This window comes from Mycobacterium sp. NGS59 (assembly GCF_059812345.1).
Map to the genome: position 1 here is coordinate 175,094 of NZ_JCALCN010000009.1, position 15,523 is coordinate 190,616.

Genomic DNA, 15,523 nt, shown 5'->3' on the forward strand with positions numbered 1-15,523 from the left:
GTCGACGACAGCCACGCCGAACGCGGGCTCTTCGCGCGTTGACAGGCCAGTGCCGCTGAGCGAAACTCGCTTCCGATGGTCACGGGCGGCTCGGGCGACGGCTGGCGGGATCTGATTTCCGGGCTGTCGGCTGCCAGTGAAGCGATGTCGGCTGCCGAAGACGATGCCGACGCTCAACTCGCGTTGTTGCGGGCGCTGAACAATCTGCTCGGACGGGTCGAAATCGACCGTGATGTCCCCGAACTCGTGCCGTTCAACGGTTGGCGCGAGAAGTTCTTCATGGACAATCCGGATTACCGCTACTGGATCACCGACATCCGCGACGACGGCGAGTACCGGATCACCGGCAACATCGGCGACTCGGTGTATCAGTCGGTCACGGTCTACGCCGGGACGAATATCGCGACGACGAGCGCCGTGGCGCGCATCGACAGCGGCGACCTGGTACCCGACGCCGCCGGTGAGTTCTCGATCGCGTTGTCCCCCAACAGCTCCGATGATGGTGTGGCTTTGCGGTTGCCGGAAGGTTCGACCTCGGTGTGGGTGCGTTACGTCCACGACGAGACTCGTCCGGCCCGTCCGGGGTGGTGTCGCATCGAGGCGCTGAACGGTGCGGCCGTGGCACCGGTCGACCGGCGACGCGTGGACCGCGAGCTGTCTCGGGTCGGCACGTTCGTGGGTCAGCTGCCCACGCTGCTCGGGTTCGCTGTGGCCGACGACCTCAAGGCGCCCAACACCGTACGTCACTGGACGTCGATGGTCGGCGGGGCGGCGTTCACCGAGCCCGGGATCCACTATCTACGCGGAGCCTGGCAGCTGGGACCCGACGAAGCGCTTGTCGTGGAGGGGCCATCGGTGACATGCCGGCATTGGAACATCGTGCTGTACAACCGTTTCCTGAACTCGCTGGACTATCGCCATCGGGTCGTTTCACGTACCGGGGCGACCAGCACGCTCACCGACGGACGCTTTCGCTTCGTACTCGCCGGCCGGGATCCGCACGTCGCCGGATACGACTGGCTCGACACCGAAGGACGTGCCTTCGGCCTGTTCGTCATGCGGTTCCTGCAGCCGGCAACCGAACCGGAGCTGCCCACCGTGCGCCGCGTCCCACTCGGTGAGCTCGGATGAGCTGGCGCGCCCCGGCACGAAGCCCGGAGGCAGCCGCCATCTATGCGGCCGCCGAACGGGAACGCGCAGAGCATCCCGAGCGATACCTCCTCGATCCGCAAGCCGTGATCGAGAAGGCCTCGCGCCGCTGCGACGAATCGCTGTTCGCCGACGGCTGGCGCAACGGACTGGACGCGTTCTTGAAGTCAGCGCACCAGGATGCGCGGCTCAACGCGATCGGGATACGAATGGCGCGTCAACTGGCCGTCGGCAGACTGACCGCCGGTGCCACCATCGCTCAGTACCGTGCCGATCACCCCGAAGTCGCTGCCGCACAGCTCGTCCCGCCGATCGTCATCATCGGTGGCTGGCGGACGGGAACGACGTTTCTGTTCCGGCTGCTGGGTAGCGACCCACGTTTGCGCGCTCCGCTGCCCGCAGAACTCGTCGCCCCATGGCTGTTCGCCGGCCCACAACCGCCCCCGGACCCGTTCATCACCGCGCCGGCAACCCTGATGCTGCACACACTCAATCCCGATATGGCGTTCGTTCATCCGTCGGGACCCACGCTGCCCGAGGAATGCGTGTTGGGGATGGGGACCGACCTGCGCAACTGGGGTTTCACGTCGATGCTGCGGTTGCCGCAGTACGCAAAGTGGTTGTCCGAGCAGGACTTCGGCGCCAGCTACGCCCGCTATCGGGAAGTCTTGCAGCTGCTGGCGACGCACGACGACCGCCGCTTCGTCCTCAAAGCACCGGCCCACACCGCGGAACTGCGGCATCTGGTCGCCACCTTTCCCGGCGCCGTCGTCGTACAGATCGAACGCGACATCGTGGAGACGCTGACGTCGGGATCCAGCTTGTTCGCCGTGTACCGGTCCACCTACAGCGACGACGTCGATGCAGTCGAGGTCGGCCGACAACAGGTCGAGCAGAGCGAACTGTGGTTGCGTCGGGCGAGCGAGTTCCGCGCGTCGCCCGCAGCGAACGACGTGACCTTCGTCGACCTCGACTACCGCCGATTCACCGCGAATCCTGCTGCCGCACTGGATGTCATCTATCGTGCCGCGGGCATGGAGCCGCCGGGCGCACTCGAGCAATTCGTCGCCGACTACCATTCGTCGCACACCGCCGACAGGGGACGGCACCGCTACACGCCAGCGGAGTTCGGGATCGATGAGGACGAGCTGCGGGAACGGTTCGCCTTTCTGTCCCGAACGGGTGCCCCTAGACCCTCGAGGGAGAAGCGATGACGGACCGGTGCACGACATCTGCGCCCAGAGTCGTGATCATCGGCGCGGGGCTGGCGGGGATCACCGCGCTGCACGTCTTCACCCAACGCGGATTCGACGACGTCACCGTGCTGGAGAAGGGCACCGACGTCGGCGGAGTCTGGCACTGGAACCGTTACCCCGGCCTGACCTGCGACGTACCCTCGCAGATCTACCAATTCGGGTTCGCGCCCAAGCCCGATTGGTCCCATATCTGGGCCGACGGGGACGCCATCCAGCGCTACCACCGCGACGTGGTCGACCGACTCGGGCTCGCCGAGCGGATCCGGCTGAACACCGAAGTCGTTGCCGCGCAATGGGATGAGGACCGTGCCGGCTGGACGTTGTGCACCGACGCCGGCGAGGAGATCGCTGCCGACGTGGTCGTCTGCGCGACGGGCGTGCTGCACCATCCCGCCATCCCCGACATACCCGGACTCGATGAGTTCATTGGCCCGGTCGTGCACACCGCACGGTGGGACGACACCGTCGACACGGTCGGGAAGCAGATCGCGGTGATCGGGACCGGATCCACCGGCGTGCAGATCGTGTCCGCCCTGCAACCGAAGGCGCGCTCCGTCACTCACTACGTCCGCTCTGCGCAATGGATCCTGTGGGCCCCGATGTCGTTGCGGCAGAGCAGCTTTCTCGGGGCCGCGCTACAGCGCTTCCCTACCGCCCACGACTGGATGTATCAGAGGTTGCTGTGGGTTTCGGGCATTCTGGCCGACGTCACCACCCGCCCGTCCTGGCGGCGGCGCGCGGTACAGGGTTATGCCCGCCTGTGTCTGCGTATACAGGTGCGTGACCAAGCACTGCGGGCAAAGCTCACTCCCGACTATCAGCCGCTGTGCAAACGGCAAGTGGTCTCGGGAACCTATTACCGCGCAATCCAATCCGACAACGCCGAGCTGGTGACCGAGCGGATCGCCGAGGTCACCCCGGCCGGTGTCCGCACGGCCGACGGCCGGACCCGGCCTGCCGACGTCATCGTGCTGGCCACCGGATTCCTGGCGCACAACTACATGCGCCCCATGGAGATCACCGGACGCGACGGCCTGACCATCGACAAGGCCTGGGCCGCCGGACCGAGGGCGTACCGGATGACGGCGATCCCGGGATTCCCCAATCTTTTCACCGTCCTGGGCCCCAACTCCCCCACCGGATCCATCTCGCTGCAGTATTCGGCGGAACGGACGGCCAACTACATCGCCCGGTTCTTGGAGATGCTTCGCGACGGCGAGGCCACGTCGATCGAAGTGACCGAGGAAGCCACCGACGAATTCAATGCCGACGTGGCCGAGGCGATGGGACCGACGGTGTGGAACACCGGCTGCAACTCGTGGTATCTGACCGAGAACAACAGCGTCGACCTGTGGCCGTACGACCGCGCGACGCTGACGAGCATGCTCGCCGAACCGGAGTCCGGCCACTTCACGGTCCGCTAGGGCCGGCCCCGGTCAGGTAGTGCGCGAGCACCGGCCGCAACCACTCGGTCAGAGTCGCGTCGTCCATGTCGGCCAGTGCCGGAATCCGCAACACGTAGCGTGCGGTCGCCAAGCCCAGTATCTGCGATCCGACCAGCGCGGCGCGCTCGGCGGCGCGATCGGGAACGGCTGCGGCCAGGGCCGGGGCCACCCGCTCGACGAACACCTCGAGCAACGCGTCCGCGGCAACGGGGTTGGTGGCCGCGGCGCGCAGCAGGGGCAGAAACGGTCCCTCCGAACCCCACACCGAGACGAACATCGGCAGCAGCACGTCGGCGAGGCGCTCGGGCGCGACACCGGACAGATCCGGGAACGTGATGTCGAATCGCGAAGCGGCGGCGAACAATTCGGCCTTGCTTCCGAAGTAGTGCATGACCAGCGCGGGGTCGACACCGGCCGCGGACGCCACCGAACGGATGGTCGTGCGTTCGAAACCGTGGTCACCGAACTGGGACCGCGCGGTGGCCAGGATCGTCGCCCGGGTGGTCTGCCCGTCTCGGGTATCGCGCGTCCTGGAAGCCATGCCAGCAGTGTATTCAACAACTGTTGACATGGCCATCCGCGGGGTCTACGTTGAGATTCAACAGTTGTTGAACTCGCGGCAGGAGGTAGCGGACATGGCCGTCACAGCAATCCAGATCGGGCTCGATCCCGACGTGATCGACTACTCCTCGCCCGACTTCGCCCAGTTCCCGGGCCTGAACAGGGAGGGGCTGCGCGCCGCCAACGACGACAACGTCGCCGCGTTGCGCGCCGCCGGTTACCACGTCGACAACTGCCTGATCGGCTTCGGCGAGCCCGGTGCCGCCAAAGCCCGCCGGTGGCTGGAAGCCGGCCACTACGACGCGGTACTCATCGGAGCCGGCGTACGACTGGTCGCAGCCAACACGTTGCTGTTCGAAGCCATCATCAACGCCGCGCACATCAGCCAACCCGGCTGTCGATTCGTCTTCAATCGCGCGGCCCAGTCCACCCCGGACGACATCCGGCGCTGGTACCCCGAGGCGGTGGCGAAATGACCGCTCATGACGTTGACGTGCTGGTCGTGGGCGCCGGACCCACCGGACTCACCGCCGCCGGTGACCTGGCCTGGGCGGGCCGGTCGGTGATCGTGCTCGACCGCTGGCCGACGGTGAACCCGTCCAGCCGCGCGTTCGCCACCATGGCCCGCACTCTCGAGGTGCTGGACGCCCGCGGCCTGGCCGAGGATCTGCTGGCTCAGGCGCATCGGGCGCCGGGTGTGACGATTTTCGGCGGTGCGCGCATCGACCTGACCCATCTCGACTCGGCCTACCGTTTCGTGATGGTGACGCCGCAGGTCAATGTCGACCAGGCACTACATGACTACGCCGCCGCCCACGGTGCCGACATCCGCCGCGGCGTCGAAGTCACCGAACTCCAGCAAGACGCCGACGGTGTCACCGTCACGACCAAAGACGGAACCCGTTGGCGCGCACGCTATGTCATCGGTGCTGACGGTGCGCACAGCACGGTTCGCACGCTACTGGGCGCGGACTTTCCCGGAAAGACGATCTTGTCGTCGGTGGTGCTGGCCGACATCAAGGTGGCACGCCGACCGGCCGGCGACAGCCTGCGAGTCGGCAGCACCCGGAACACCTTCGCGTTCCTGGCGCCCTACCGCCGCACCGACGCCGCCGGCACCTGGTACCGCACGATGGTCTGGGACCGCAACAACCAGCTACCCGACAGCGAACCGGTACGAGACGCCGAAATCACCGGCATCCTGGCCCAATCGATCGGCGCCGACCTCGACGTGCTCGACATCGAGTGGAAGTCCCGTTTCCATTCTGAGGAAAGGCAAGTCACGCGCTATCGGCACGGCCGCGTCTTCCTGGCAGGCGACGCCGCGCACGTCCACTCCCCGATGGGAGGGCAGGGCATGAACACCGGCATCCAGGACGCGGCGAACCTGGCATGGAAGATCGACGCGGTACTCGACGGCGCCGCCGATGCCGTACTGGACACCTATCACGACGAGCGTCACCCGATCGGCAAGCGAGTCCTGCTGCAATCCGGCCTGCTGGCCCGGGCCGTCACCCTCCATCCGCGGCCGGCACGCGCGCTGCGAAACATGTTGGCGCCCTTGTTGCTACGTCGGCCCCGGGTACGGGACGCGGTAGCCGGCAGTTTCGCCGGGACGGCGCTGCGGTATCCGCGCCGGCGCGGCGAGAGCCCGCTGGTGGGCACCCGGGCCACCCAGATTCCGCTGATGACCGGACGGCGACTGACCGAATTGCAGCGTCTGCTACCGGGTTTCGTGCTCGTCCGCGAACGCGGAGCACACCCCGTCGATGCGTTCGACCTGGTCCAGGCCGAACGGACGGACGACGGCCCGGCGGTGCTGGTGCGTCCCGACGGCTACATCGCCTGGGCGGGAGACTCGACCGATCGACCGGCGTGGTCCGCGGTGCTGCGGCGCTGGACCGAAGCGGCTCTGGTCACCGCCGCCGGTAACCATCTGGCGGGCAACTGATTTCTAATCCGGCCGGCTGGGCGGGAACGGCGCGCGGTCGGCGATCGCGTCGCGGTAAGCCCCCACTCGCCCTGTCACGGTTGCCAAAACCGCAATCGTCTGGCCGTTGCGTCCATAGGCGGCAACGAATTCCCACCCGTCCGGATCGCCTTCGACAACCTCGACTGCGTCGTAATCCGTTGGCACACCCAGCATCTGGACCTTGACGGCATACTGATCGGACCAGAAGTACGGAATCTCGTCATATTCACGTCCGTGTCCGGGCCCCGCGAGCAGCGTTTGAGCCGCCACCACGCCTTGCTGGCCGGCATGGTCCCAGTGTTCGACACGCAGCTGGCGCTCATAGAGCGGATGCCACCACGACGCCACGTCACCAACGGCGACGACGCCCTCACCGCCTTCGGCTGCGCCTGTTGCGTCGCAGACGACGCCGTCGTCGACGCGCAGTCCCGAGCCGTCCAGCCAATCGGTGGCCGGAGTCACCCCCAGCCCGATGATGACAAGGTCGGCCGGCAGCTCCGACCCGTCGGTCAGTCGCACCGACTGGACCTGCCCGTTGCCGATGAACTCGTCGACGCCGACGCCGACGCGCAGGTCGACGCCATGCTGACGGTGCAGGTCGGCCCAACGGGGAGCCAACTCCTTTCCCAGCGCGCCGAGTAAGGGATTATCACCCTGCTCGACGAGGACCACGTCCAACCCGATCGAGCGGCAGGTTGCCGCGACCTCGGCACCGATGAATCCCCCACCGACGATCACTACCCGGGGTCGCGAGGCAAGGCGTTCGCGGATGGCCAGGCAGTCCTCGACCGTGCGGAGCACCAAGACGCCGTCGGGAACCGGTCCCGCCGGCCATTCGCGGGGGACTGCGCCGCTGGCGATCACCAGACCGTCGAACGGCAGCGCGAGTTCGTCGTCACCGTCTCGGACCCGCACGGTCCTCGAGGACATGTCGACGCTCAGCGCCGATGCTCCGCGCAGTACGCGTGCCTCCATATCGAATTGCGGAGCCAGATCGATGCCGGCCCGGTGCACCTGCCCACTGAGGAACTTCTTCGACAACGGCGGACGATGGTACGGCGCGTGCCGTTCGGACCCCACGACGGTGAGTTCGCCGTCGTAGCCCTCCAACCGCAACGTCTCGGCGGCCCGCGTCCCGGCGACCCCGGCGCCGACGACGACCACCCGTTTCAGATCGGTCGGCATCACTTAGTCCCGCACCGTGATCGCCTGAGTCGGACAGGACACTTCAGCGCCCTTCAACTGCTGGCGCAGCGCTGCCTCGGGCTCGTCCTGAAGTACGTGCAGCCCGTCTTCCCGCACGTCGAACACCTCGTGGCAAATGCTCATGCAGACGCCGTTCCCATCGCATGTGTCGAGATCCACCGAGACTCTCATCGCACCGCGACCCTCTCCGCTCCCCCATCGAAACTGTCGAAACGTGCTGCGCCACGCGCGCGTTCGCGCGCCGCCTTGGCCACCGGCGAATAGTTCAGGTAATCGATCGCCATCTGGCTGTCGGCTTCGGCGCCGGGGTGATGGCTGGGCCGCATGTACCGGGCGGGTGAGGTCACCAGCAGTTTCCAGGGTCCGGGCAGCCGGTACTGACGCGCCGCCCGCATCCAGTCGCGCCACCGCCATTTGTCGTCGATGGTCGGGTCGCTATTCATCAGGTATCTGGCGCCGGCGATCCACCAGCCGATGAACAACGGGGCGGTCATCAGCATGGAGAAAGCCCGGATGGCGTAGTTCCCGCACACGTGCTGGTAGACGTCGAAAACCAGCGAGCGGTGCTCGACCTCCTCGGCGCCGTGCCAACGCAACAGATCCAGCATCATGGGGTCGGCCTTAGCGTAGTCCAGACCGCGGTTCGTCAGCACCCACTCGCCCAGCATCGCGGTGAAATGTTCCAGCGCGGCCACATCCGCCAGGCGTCGATACAGCCACCAGCGTTTGAGCGCCGGCGGGAAGAACTTGGGCGGATCACCGAGGCTGACCGACAACGTCTTGCCGAGCCGGTCGGTGTACGGCTTGGTGTCGATGCCCTGTTCGGCCAGATGGTCCAGCACGATCTGATGCGCCCAGGCATGCCAGGACTCCTGCTGGATGAAAGGTTTGATCGCCGCTTCCAGTTCCGGATCGTCGACCAGCGACGACGCCTCGAGGACGGCCTTGATGAAATGCCGCTCTCCCTCCGGCAGCAGCAGGTGCAACACATTGATCATGTGCGTCGAGAACGGGTCATCCGGCACCCAGTGCAGGGGCGTGTCCGACCAATCGAAGCGCACCATCCGGCGATACTTCGGGTATCCGTCGTGATGAAGTGCGACTTCAGGCATGAATACTCCTCCGCGAATCGAGCCTTCAAGGCGCTGCTGCCGCGCCCCGTTTTAGCTCTGCGAACAACCGTTCACTCAAACATGTACCCACCTGGCGCCATGGCCTAACGCCTCAGCGAAGGACACTTCCCTGGCAATTTGCTGCGAGCGCTCGCGTAATCCCGCCAGCTGATCTGCTTCGGCCGACCGTCAGTGTCGAGCCGCGCACTCCAAAGTTCTTGCCTCGCGGCATGATAGGCCGGTGAACACCGAAATCCGCGTGCTCGACACCGAGGAACAGCTCATCGCGGCGTCGAACGTGTTCCGCACGGCGATGGTCGGATTCCCGCCCCTCAGCCTGCAGCCCGGCCAGATCGGCACCCTGCTGGAACCGGGCCGCACCATCGGTGCGTTCGTCGACGGCCGACTGGTCGGCACCGCAGATGCCGTGACCAGCCGGCTGACGCTGCCCGGCGGAGCGATCGTCGGCCATGCCGCCGTCACGCATATCGGGGTGCTGCCGTCGTCCACCCGACAGGGCATCGCCACCGAGTTGGTGCACCACCAACTACGCGACTTCGCCGCCCGCGGCGAAGTGGTCGCGACGTTGCGGGCGTCGGAGGCGACGATCTACGAGCGCTACGGCTACGGCGTGGCGAGTTCGGTGCAGAGCGTGGAGGTCACGACGGCGCGGGCGGTGTTACGTCCCGGCGCCGGCTCGGGAGGTCCGGTTCGGCTGTTGGATGCGGCCGAAGCGTGGGAGCTGCTGCCGCGCATCTACTCCGAGCATCGGCCGTCCCGGCCGGGCAGCCTCGACCGGCCCCAGGTGTGGTGGCAGAGCGTGCGACTGCGCAACGAATCATCGCCGGGGCCTTCGTATTTCGCGGTGCACGGTGAACCGGGTGCCGAGTCGGGCTTCGTGCGCTACCGTCCCATCGACACCGAGAAATGGTTCGTCAGCGATCAGCGCACCATTGTGGTGGAAGACCTCTTCGCACCAAGCCCCGACGCCTACCTCGGCTTGCTGCGGTTCCTCTTCGGACTGGATCTCATTGACCGCGTGCTGTTCTGGATGCTGCCGCTCGACGATCCGCTGCCGGTGCTGCTGCGCGATCGGCGGGCCGCGAAGGTCACCGCGGTGTACGACGAGACCTGGCTGCGCATCGTCGACGTCGCAAAGGCCTTGGCGGCCCGCCGCTATGCCGGTGCGGACTCGGTCACCATCGCAGTCGATGACCCGCTCTTGCAACAGAATTCGGCTACTTACGCTGTCACCGGCGACGGTGCCGAGCCGACCGTGGAGCGTCCGCAACTGCGGGTCGGAATCGCCGGGCTCGGCAGCGTACTGCTGGGCGGTGCGACCTGGGCCGGCCTCGCGGTGGCCGGACTGGTGCAGGCGGAGGATCCTGCCGTGCTGGCGGCGGCCGATCGGTTGTTCGCCGTGCCGCAGGCGCCCTACGCCGGGTTCTACTTCTGACGAGGATCGTCGTCGTCGGCGCGGGAAGCTGCGGCTTGGTGGTCCTCGCCTGACGGCCCGGTGATGCTTGCCACAGATTTTGCCGGTCACGTCGGTGAGTGAGTACTCTCTCACCTTATGGGAACCGCTGGACGCGACCGGCTACTCGCCGAAGCGCTGAAGCTGTTCGCGGCCAAGGGGTACGCGGCCACGTCGGTGGCCGACATCCAACGGGCGTCGGGTCTGGCACCCGGATCCGGGGCGCTCTACAAGCACTTCGGCTCCAAACGCGAGTTGCTGGAAGCCGCCGTCGCGCACCGCATCGACGGGGTCGTCGCCGCCCGCGAGCAGTACGACGCCGAAGAGCCCGAGGGCGTCGAACACGCCGTGCGCACCGCGGGCCGGCTGATCTGGCACCACATGAAGGAAAGCGAGGACCTGCTGAAGGTCATGCTCCGGGAGCCCGACGAACTTGGCGACCTCGACGACAAGACCTGGCAGGTGATCACCGACAACGCCTACCAGCGATTCGCCGACGAACTCGCCGCGTCCAACCGCACCGGCCGCACCGACATCCCGGATCCCGAGGCGGCCGCGGCGGTGGCCATCGGATCGCTGTCGTACGCCGCGACGCTGCAGGCGCTGACCGGCCGGCTGCCCGGCAACATCGACGAAGACCGCTACTTCGAGGCGTGGGTGAATCAGACGCTCAGCGTCCTCGCGCAGTACCGAACACCGAAATCGACACCATCAGGAGCACAGCCGTGACTTTCAATATGCAACTCAGCGACGACGTGATCGAGGTGCGCGACTGGGTGCACAAGTTCGCCGCCGACGTGATCCGCCCGGCCGCCGCCGAATGGGACGAGCGCGAGGAAACCCCGTGGCCGGTAATTCAGGAGGCGGCGAAGGTCGGTCTGTACTCACCGGACTTCTTCGCACAGCAGGCCGCCGAGGAGACCGGACTGGGCATGCTGACCGCGTTCGAGGAGATGTTCTGGGGTGACGCCGGCATCGCGTTGTCCATCATGGGCACCGGGCTGGCCGCAGCGGCGTTGGCGGGCAACGGAACTCCCGAGCAGCTCGGACAATGGCTGCCCGAGATGTTCGGCACCGCCGACGAGCCCAAACTGGGCGCGTTCTGCTCCTCGGAGCCCGACGCCGGTTCCGACGTCGGCGGTATCCGCACCAGGGCGCGCTACGACGAGGCGACCGGCGAGTGGGTGCTCAACGGCACCAAGACCTGGGCCACCAACGGTGGTATCGCCAATGTGCACATCGTGGTGGCCTCGGTCTATCCCGAACTCGGCACCCGGGGCCAGGCCAGCTTCGTCATCGGGCCCGACACCAAAGGCCTTGCGCAGGGCCAGAAGTTCAAAAAGCACGGCATCCGCGCGTCGCACACCGCCGAGGTGGTGCTCGACAACGTCCGGTTGCCCGAGGACGCGATCCTGGGCGGCCGGGAGAAGTTCGAGGCCCGGATCGCCCGGGTCAAGTCCGGCGCGTCCGCAGGCGGACAGGCGGCGATGAAGACGTTCGAGCGAACCCGGCCCACCGTCGGCGCGATGGCCGTCGGCGTGGCCCGCGCCGCCTACGAGTACGCGCTCGACTACGCCTGCCAGCGTGAGCAATTCGGCCGCAAGATCGGTGAGTTCCAGGCGGTGGCGTTCAAGCTGGCCGACATGAAGAGCCGGATCGACTCTGCCCGGCTGCTGGTATGGCGGGCCGGCTGGATGGCCCGCAACAACCAGAACTTCGAATCCGCCGAGGGCTCGATGGCCAAGCTGGTCGCCAGCGAGACCGCCGTCTACGTCACCGACGAGGCGATCCAGATCCTGGGCGGCAACGGTTACACGCGCGACTACCCGGTGGAGCGGATGCACCGGGACGCCAAGATCTTCACGATCTTCGAGGGCACCAGCGAAATCCAGCGCCTGGTGATCTCCCGCGCGCTGACCGGGTTGGCTATCCGCTAGGCCGCGCCGAGGCTCCGTCGGACGGCTGCCATGATGGCAGCCATGGCGATTGCGTTGGATTCGGCGGTTACCGCCGACAGTGACTCGGTGGTGGGCTCGATCGCCGTCCAGGACAGCGTCGCGGTGGCGGGTTCGGTCGCGATTGCGGGCAGCGTCGCGGTGGCTGGGTCGGCGACGACCGCAGGAAGCGTCGCGGTCGCGGGATCGGTTGCGACCGCGGGCAGCGTGGCGGTCGCGGCATCGGCGGCCACTGCCGGCAGCGTCGCTGTGGTCGCAAGCCTGCTGACGGTGGTGTGCGTCGCCGTGCGGGAATGCGTGGCGTGCCTGGCCTGCGTGGCCTGCACCCGCTGCGTTGCCTGCTTCGCGTGCGTGCGCTGCACCGATTGCGTCGGTTGCATCGGCTGCGTTAACTGCTCGGGTTTGCGAAACGTCAAGGGCGCCAGGAACATTCATCTGGTTCCCGCGGCGTGAGTAGGCACGGAAGAGGTTAGCCGGCTTGGCAGCGCGACTCGGGGCCGTCCTGTGGATCCTGGGACCAGTCGGATACCTGCTCCTGGAAGCGATCGCGGCGACCGCCCTCGGATCCGATTACAGCTACGCGCACAACTACATCAGTGACCTCGGCCTGTTCGGTCCTCGGACGCGCCTGATGCATTTCGCGTTCTGCTGGCAAGGCGTGCTGTTCCTGCTCGGAGCGGGTTTGATCATCGGTCGGCCGCCCACGGGCGGTGCCCGTGTCCTGCTCGGCCTGGCCGCCGCGAATGCCGTCGGCAACTGCATAGTCGGCACCGTGCACCGCGGCACGTTGCACGCTGTCGGGGCCGTGCTGGCGATCGTGGGCGGAAATGCCGCCATCGTGGCCGGTTCGGGCGTGCTCAGTCAGCGCGCCTGGTACCGCAGGGTCTCCAAAGCGATTGCAGCGCTGGGCTTCCTATGCTTTGTCGGGTTCGCCAGCGGGTTGCCGGTGCTGCAGTCGATTCCCAAGGGCACATGGGAACGCGGCAGTGTGTACTCGATCCTGTTGTGGCAGTTGCTCACCGCGCTGTGCCTGTTGAGTGATCGGGATCATTGACCGTCCGATGGCTTCGCCGAGGTGGGACGGAATCCGGATTGCGCGATGGCGACCGCGACACCGTTGCCTATCGGCCCGTTCTGGTCGACTAGGACGGCCGCGCCGGTGGCGACCCCGTCGTTGCTGTAGTGCGTCAGTGACGCAAGACCGATATGAGGTCCGTCGGGCAGTCGGCTCAGGGTGAGCGTGTAGTCGACGTTGATGAACTGCAACCCTCTGGTGCCCCAGTTGGCGATCGACGCCGTGATGTCGCCTGCCATTGCGGCGCGGGTGAAGGGCGTGAACGGTTCGTCGTCGATCAGAGGCCGGGTCTCCTGTAGCCAGGTGTACTTGGGACCCTGCTGTTGCGTCCATTCCGGATCGGGATTCTGCACGTCGGTGCCCCAACCGTAGGTCCGGATGAACAGTGACTGGACGCCGTCCGGATCGGTTGGCAGCGGCGGCAGTTGCACCGGTGTCGACCACACCTGCCCGTCGGGCTGTTCACCGCGCCGCAAGAACAGCGCGCTGGCGTTCGCGACGATCGCCCCGTCCTGGATCAAGGTGGCTTCGACGGTTCGCAGCCGTCGCCGGTCCTGCTGCACGCGGGTGTGCACCTCGAGCGGTTTCAGCGCGGTCGGCCGGGGCAGGTCGACAGTGAGCCGTGCCGGTTGGAACTGCGGGTCGTCGACCGCGCGTTCCGTCGCCCAGCCGAGCAGGCCACCGACAACGTGGCCGCTCAGCGAAGGCCCCCAGCCCCCGCGAGCGATAACAGTTGGGACGTAATGGTTTTCGTCACGCACGAAGTACGGCAACGAAGCCGCGTCGGTGGCGTCGGGAAAATCGCCTGGCACATGATTTTTCTACAGCACACCCGGATCGGTTCCGCGGCGGGTCACGTCAACCCCGTCAGACGAGCCGCGCGGCCGCGGTCCGGATCTCGTTGACCCGGGCCGCCGGGATGCCCCAGGGATGTTCGACTCCGACCTGCTCGTCGAGGTCCCACAGCACACATTGCTCTCCGGGTTGAGCCACCAAGTGCCAGGCGATCACGGTGCGGCGCAGTTGCTCGTCGGCCGAATCGCTCGCCGCGCGGCTCCCCTCCGGCGCAGCACCATCGGGGTGGTGGTGCAGAAACCGGCCGTACGCCTGATCACAGAACGTCGCATACCGGGCGGTACACAGGATCAGACCGTGCCAGGCCTCGTCTACCGCGTGGGACGGCATGCCGATCACCTGTTTGTCCCGCAACGCCGGTGCGCAGCACCGAAGCCATTGGCGCAGCCCGGTCTCGATGAGCGCGCGCGGCTGCCAGGGGCACGTCTTGAAGACGGCCTCCGGCAACTGGAGATCAGCGACCGCACGGCTTGCTCGTTCGTATCGATCCTGTCGTCGATACCGCACCGCATCACTGTAGAGCGGCGCATCGAGATGCCGGCAGATACGCGTGATATCCGGCGTAACCTTGGCGCATGTCGAGCGTCGTACTGGGCATCATCGGCGGGGCCGGTGGCCTGCTGCTCTGGGGCGTCGTCCAAGGTTTGCGCAACTCGCCAGACGCCCGACGCAATGGGGGCCGTGGGATCTGGTCGTCCGGATCGGGTTCGGACGGGTCGGGTGGTTGCGGCGGCGGCGACGCCGGCGGTTGCAGTGGCAGCGACGGCGGAGGCTGCGGCGGCGGGTGTGGTGGCGGCTGCGGCGGTGGCGACTAGGTCTCGCCTAAGCGCGGATCGACGTACGTTGACGAATTGGTCGCTGCCGCAGACGTTTTGTGGTTCGCAGCACTTTTCCACAGTTGAATGTTTGTGCACAGCTTGGTCTTTGGCTTCGCGTGCTTGTCGGTGCCCCTTCGTAGAATCATGGCATGCCGGCCAGCACGTACGCGGAGATCGAGGAGGTCCTCGTCGCGTATGGTGATGCTCTGGATCGGTTGTGCGAGCTGAGTTTTGATGCGCAGGACAATCCGCGGCGGATGGAGATCATGGACCGCATCGAGCGGGGGATCCGTCGGGCCCGGGTGCCCCAGCACGCGTTGATCAACCAACTCGGTGCCGAAGCCACCGCGCAGGAGCTGGGGGGTTCGTTGCGCGAGGCGTTGGCGAACCGGTTGCGGATCACCAAGGCCGAGGCCGCTCAGCGCATCGCCCACGCCGCGGATCTGGGTCCGCGCCGCGCGCTCACGGGTGAGCCGCTGGAGCCGGTGCTGGCTCAAACCGCCGCGGCGGAGCGTGAGGGGTTGCTCGGCAGCGAGCAGGTGGGGATCGTCCAGAAGTTCTTCAAGAAGCTGCCCGAGGCGGTCGACGCGGCCACCCGTGCTGATGCCGAAGCCAAGCTGGTGTTGGTGGCCACCGGATTCCGCC

18 protein-coding genes are annotated in these 15,523 nt (G+C 66.9%); 12 read left to right on the forward strand and 6 right to left on the reverse strand.

All coding sequences use genetic code 11. The features are described from left to right. Positions 1 to 75 precede the first annotated feature (75 nt). From AC5Y46_RS13185 to AC5Y46_RS13195, 3 genes are read left to right on the forward strand one after another with little or no spacing between them, the layout of a single operon-like run. Positions 76 to 1,131 (forward strand): DUF1214 domain-containing protein, encoded by a 1,056-nt coding sequence (locus AC5Y46_RS13185; protein ID WP_499943752.1) that lies wholly within the window; start codon positions 76 to 78, stop codon positions 1,129 to 1,131. Beyond that, positions 1,128 to 2,363 (forward strand): sulfotransferase family protein, encoded by a 1,236-nt coding sequence (locus tag AC5Y46_RS13190; RefSeq protein ID WP_499943751.1) that lies wholly within the window; start codon positions 1,128 to 1,130, stop codon positions 2,361 to 2,363. The genes AC5Y46_RS13185 and AC5Y46_RS13190 overlap by 4 nt, the downstream gene beginning before the upstream one ends. Next, the gene (locus AC5Y46_RS13195; RefSeq protein WP_499943750.1) at positions 2,360 to 3,829 is read left to right on the forward strand and encodes a flavin-containing monooxygenase; all 1,470 of its coding nucleotides are present in this window, start codon (positions 2,360 to 2,362) and stop codon (positions 3,827 to 3,829) included. Before AC5Y46_RS13190 ends, AC5Y46_RS13195 begins: the two co-directional genes overlap by 4 nt. Here the strand turns inward: AC5Y46_RS13195 and AC5Y46_RS13200 are convergent. Beyond that, on the reverse strand, positions 3,816 to 4,391 hold the full coding sequence (locus AC5Y46_RS13200) for a TetR/AcrR family transcriptional regulator (protein WP_499943749.1): 576 nt from the start codon (positions 4,389 to 4,391) through the stop codon (positions 3,816 to 3,818). The genes AC5Y46_RS13195 and AC5Y46_RS13200 overlap by 14 nt on opposite strands. A gap of 94 nt (positions 4,392 to 4,485) precedes the next feature. On the opposite strand from AC5Y46_RS13200, the gene AC5Y46_RS13205 reads away from it, so the two are divergent. Continuing rightward, positions 4,486 to 4,887 carry a hypothetical protein gene (locus tag AC5Y46_RS13205; RefSeq protein WP_499943748.1) on the forward strand — a complete coding sequence of 134 codons (402 nt, stop codon included), beginning with the start codon at positions 4,486 to 4,488 and terminating at the stop codon, positions 4,885 to 4,887. Beyond that, positions 4,884 to 6,362, forward strand: a complete 1,479-nt coding sequence (locus AC5Y46_RS13210) for an FAD-dependent oxidoreductase (RefSeq protein ID WP_499943747.1) — start codon at positions 4,884 to 4,886, stop codon at positions 6,360 to 6,362. Before AC5Y46_RS13205 ends, AC5Y46_RS13210 begins: the two co-directional genes overlap by 4 nt. 3 nt (positions 6,363 to 6,365) lie before the next feature. On the opposite strand, the gene AC5Y46_RS13215 is transcribed toward AC5Y46_RS13210, so the two are convergent. From AC5Y46_RS13215 to AC5Y46_RS13225, 3 genes are read right to left on the reverse strand one after another with little or no spacing between them, the layout of a single operon-like run. Then, positions 6,366 to 7,568 (reverse strand): NAD(P)/FAD-dependent oxidoreductase, encoded by a 1,203-nt coding sequence (locus AC5Y46_RS13215; protein ID WP_499943746.1) that lies wholly within the window; start codon positions 7,566 to 7,568, stop codon positions 6,366 to 6,368. Between the two features lie 3 nt (positions 7,569 to 7,571). Then, a complete protein-coding gene (locus tag AC5Y46_RS13220; protein ID WP_499943745.1) occupies positions 7,572 to 7,760 on the reverse strand; it encodes a ferredoxin in 189 nt (62 codons plus the stop codon). Beyond that, the gene (locus tag AC5Y46_RS13225) at positions 7,757 to 8,701 is read right to left on the reverse strand and encodes a metal-dependent hydrolase (RefSeq protein ID WP_499943744.1); all 945 of its coding nucleotides are present in this window, start codon (positions 8,699 to 8,701) and stop codon (positions 7,757 to 7,759) included. Before AC5Y46_RS13225 ends, AC5Y46_RS13220 begins: the two co-directional genes overlap by 4 nt. 241 nt (positions 8,702 to 8,942) lie before the next feature. Here AC5Y46_RS13225 and AC5Y46_RS13230 point away from each other — a divergent pair, with 241 nt between their 5' ends. The 5 genes from AC5Y46_RS13230 (at position 8,943) to AC5Y46_RS13250 (ending at position 13,184) form a co-directional block, all read left to right on the forward strand. After that, positions 8,943 to 10,157, forward strand: a complete 1,215-nt coding sequence (locus tag AC5Y46_RS13230; protein WP_499991532.1) for a GNAT family N-acetyltransferase — start codon at positions 8,943 to 8,945, stop codon at positions 10,155 to 10,157. 117 nt (positions 10,158 to 10,274) lie between these two features. Next, positions 10,275 to 10,904 carry a TetR/AcrR family transcriptional regulator gene (locus AC5Y46_RS13235; RefSeq protein ID WP_499943742.1) on the forward strand — a complete coding sequence of 210 codons (630 nt, stop codon included), beginning with the start codon at positions 10,275 to 10,277 and terminating at the stop codon, positions 10,902 to 10,904. Beyond that, positions 10,901 to 12,112 carry an acyl-CoA dehydrogenase family protein gene (locus tag AC5Y46_RS13240; protein ID WP_499991533.1) on the forward strand — a complete coding sequence of 404 codons (1,212 nt, stop codon included), beginning with the start codon at positions 10,901 to 10,903 and terminating at the stop codon, positions 12,110 to 12,112. The genes AC5Y46_RS13235 and AC5Y46_RS13240 overlap by 4 nt, the downstream gene beginning before the upstream one ends. Before the next feature lie 42 nt (positions 12,113 to 12,154). Then, positions 12,155 to 12,583 carry a hypothetical protein gene (locus tag AC5Y46_RS13245; RefSeq protein WP_499991534.1) on the forward strand — a complete coding sequence of 143 codons (429 nt, stop codon included), beginning with the start codon at positions 12,155 to 12,157 and terminating at the stop codon, positions 12,581 to 12,583. Between the two features lie 25 nt (positions 12,584 to 12,608). Further along, on the forward strand, positions 12,609 to 13,184 hold the full coding sequence (locus tag AC5Y46_RS13250; RefSeq protein WP_499991537.1) for a DUF998 domain-containing protein: 576 nt from the start codon (positions 12,609 to 12,611) through the stop codon (positions 13,182 to 13,184). On the opposite strand, the gene AC5Y46_RS13255 is transcribed toward AC5Y46_RS13250, so the two are convergent. After that, on the reverse strand, positions 13,178 to 13,966 hold the full coding sequence (locus tag AC5Y46_RS13255; protein WP_499991557.1) for a thioesterase family protein: 789 nt from the start codon (positions 13,964 to 13,966) through the stop codon (positions 13,178 to 13,180). The two genes, AC5Y46_RS13250 and AC5Y46_RS13255, sit on opposite strands and share 7 nt — an antisense overlap. Positions 13,967 to 14,072: 106 nt before the next feature. Continuing rightward, positions 14,073 to 14,567 carry a UCP032817 domain-containing protein gene (locus AC5Y46_RS13260; RefSeq protein ID WP_499991538.1) on the reverse strand — a complete coding sequence of 165 codons (495 nt, stop codon included), beginning with the start codon at positions 14,565 to 14,567 and terminating at the stop codon, positions 14,073 to 14,075. Positions 14,568 to 14,635: 68 nt separating this feature from the next. Between AC5Y46_RS13260 and AC5Y46_RS13265 the strand changes: the two genes are divergently transcribed. Both AC5Y46_RS13265 and AC5Y46_RS13270 read left to right on the forward strand, forming a co-directional pair. Continuing rightward, complete coding sequence (locus tag AC5Y46_RS13265) at positions 14,636 to 14,875, forward strand: hypothetical protein (RefSeq protein ID WP_499991540.1); 240 nt, start codon at positions 14,636 to 14,638, stop codon at positions 14,873 to 14,875. A gap of 152 nt (positions 14,876 to 15,027) precedes the next feature. Next, the coding region (locus AC5Y46_RS13270) for a DUF222 domain-containing protein (RefSeq protein ID WP_499991541.1) at positions 15,028 to 15,523 on the forward strand (496 nt) is incomplete at its 3' end.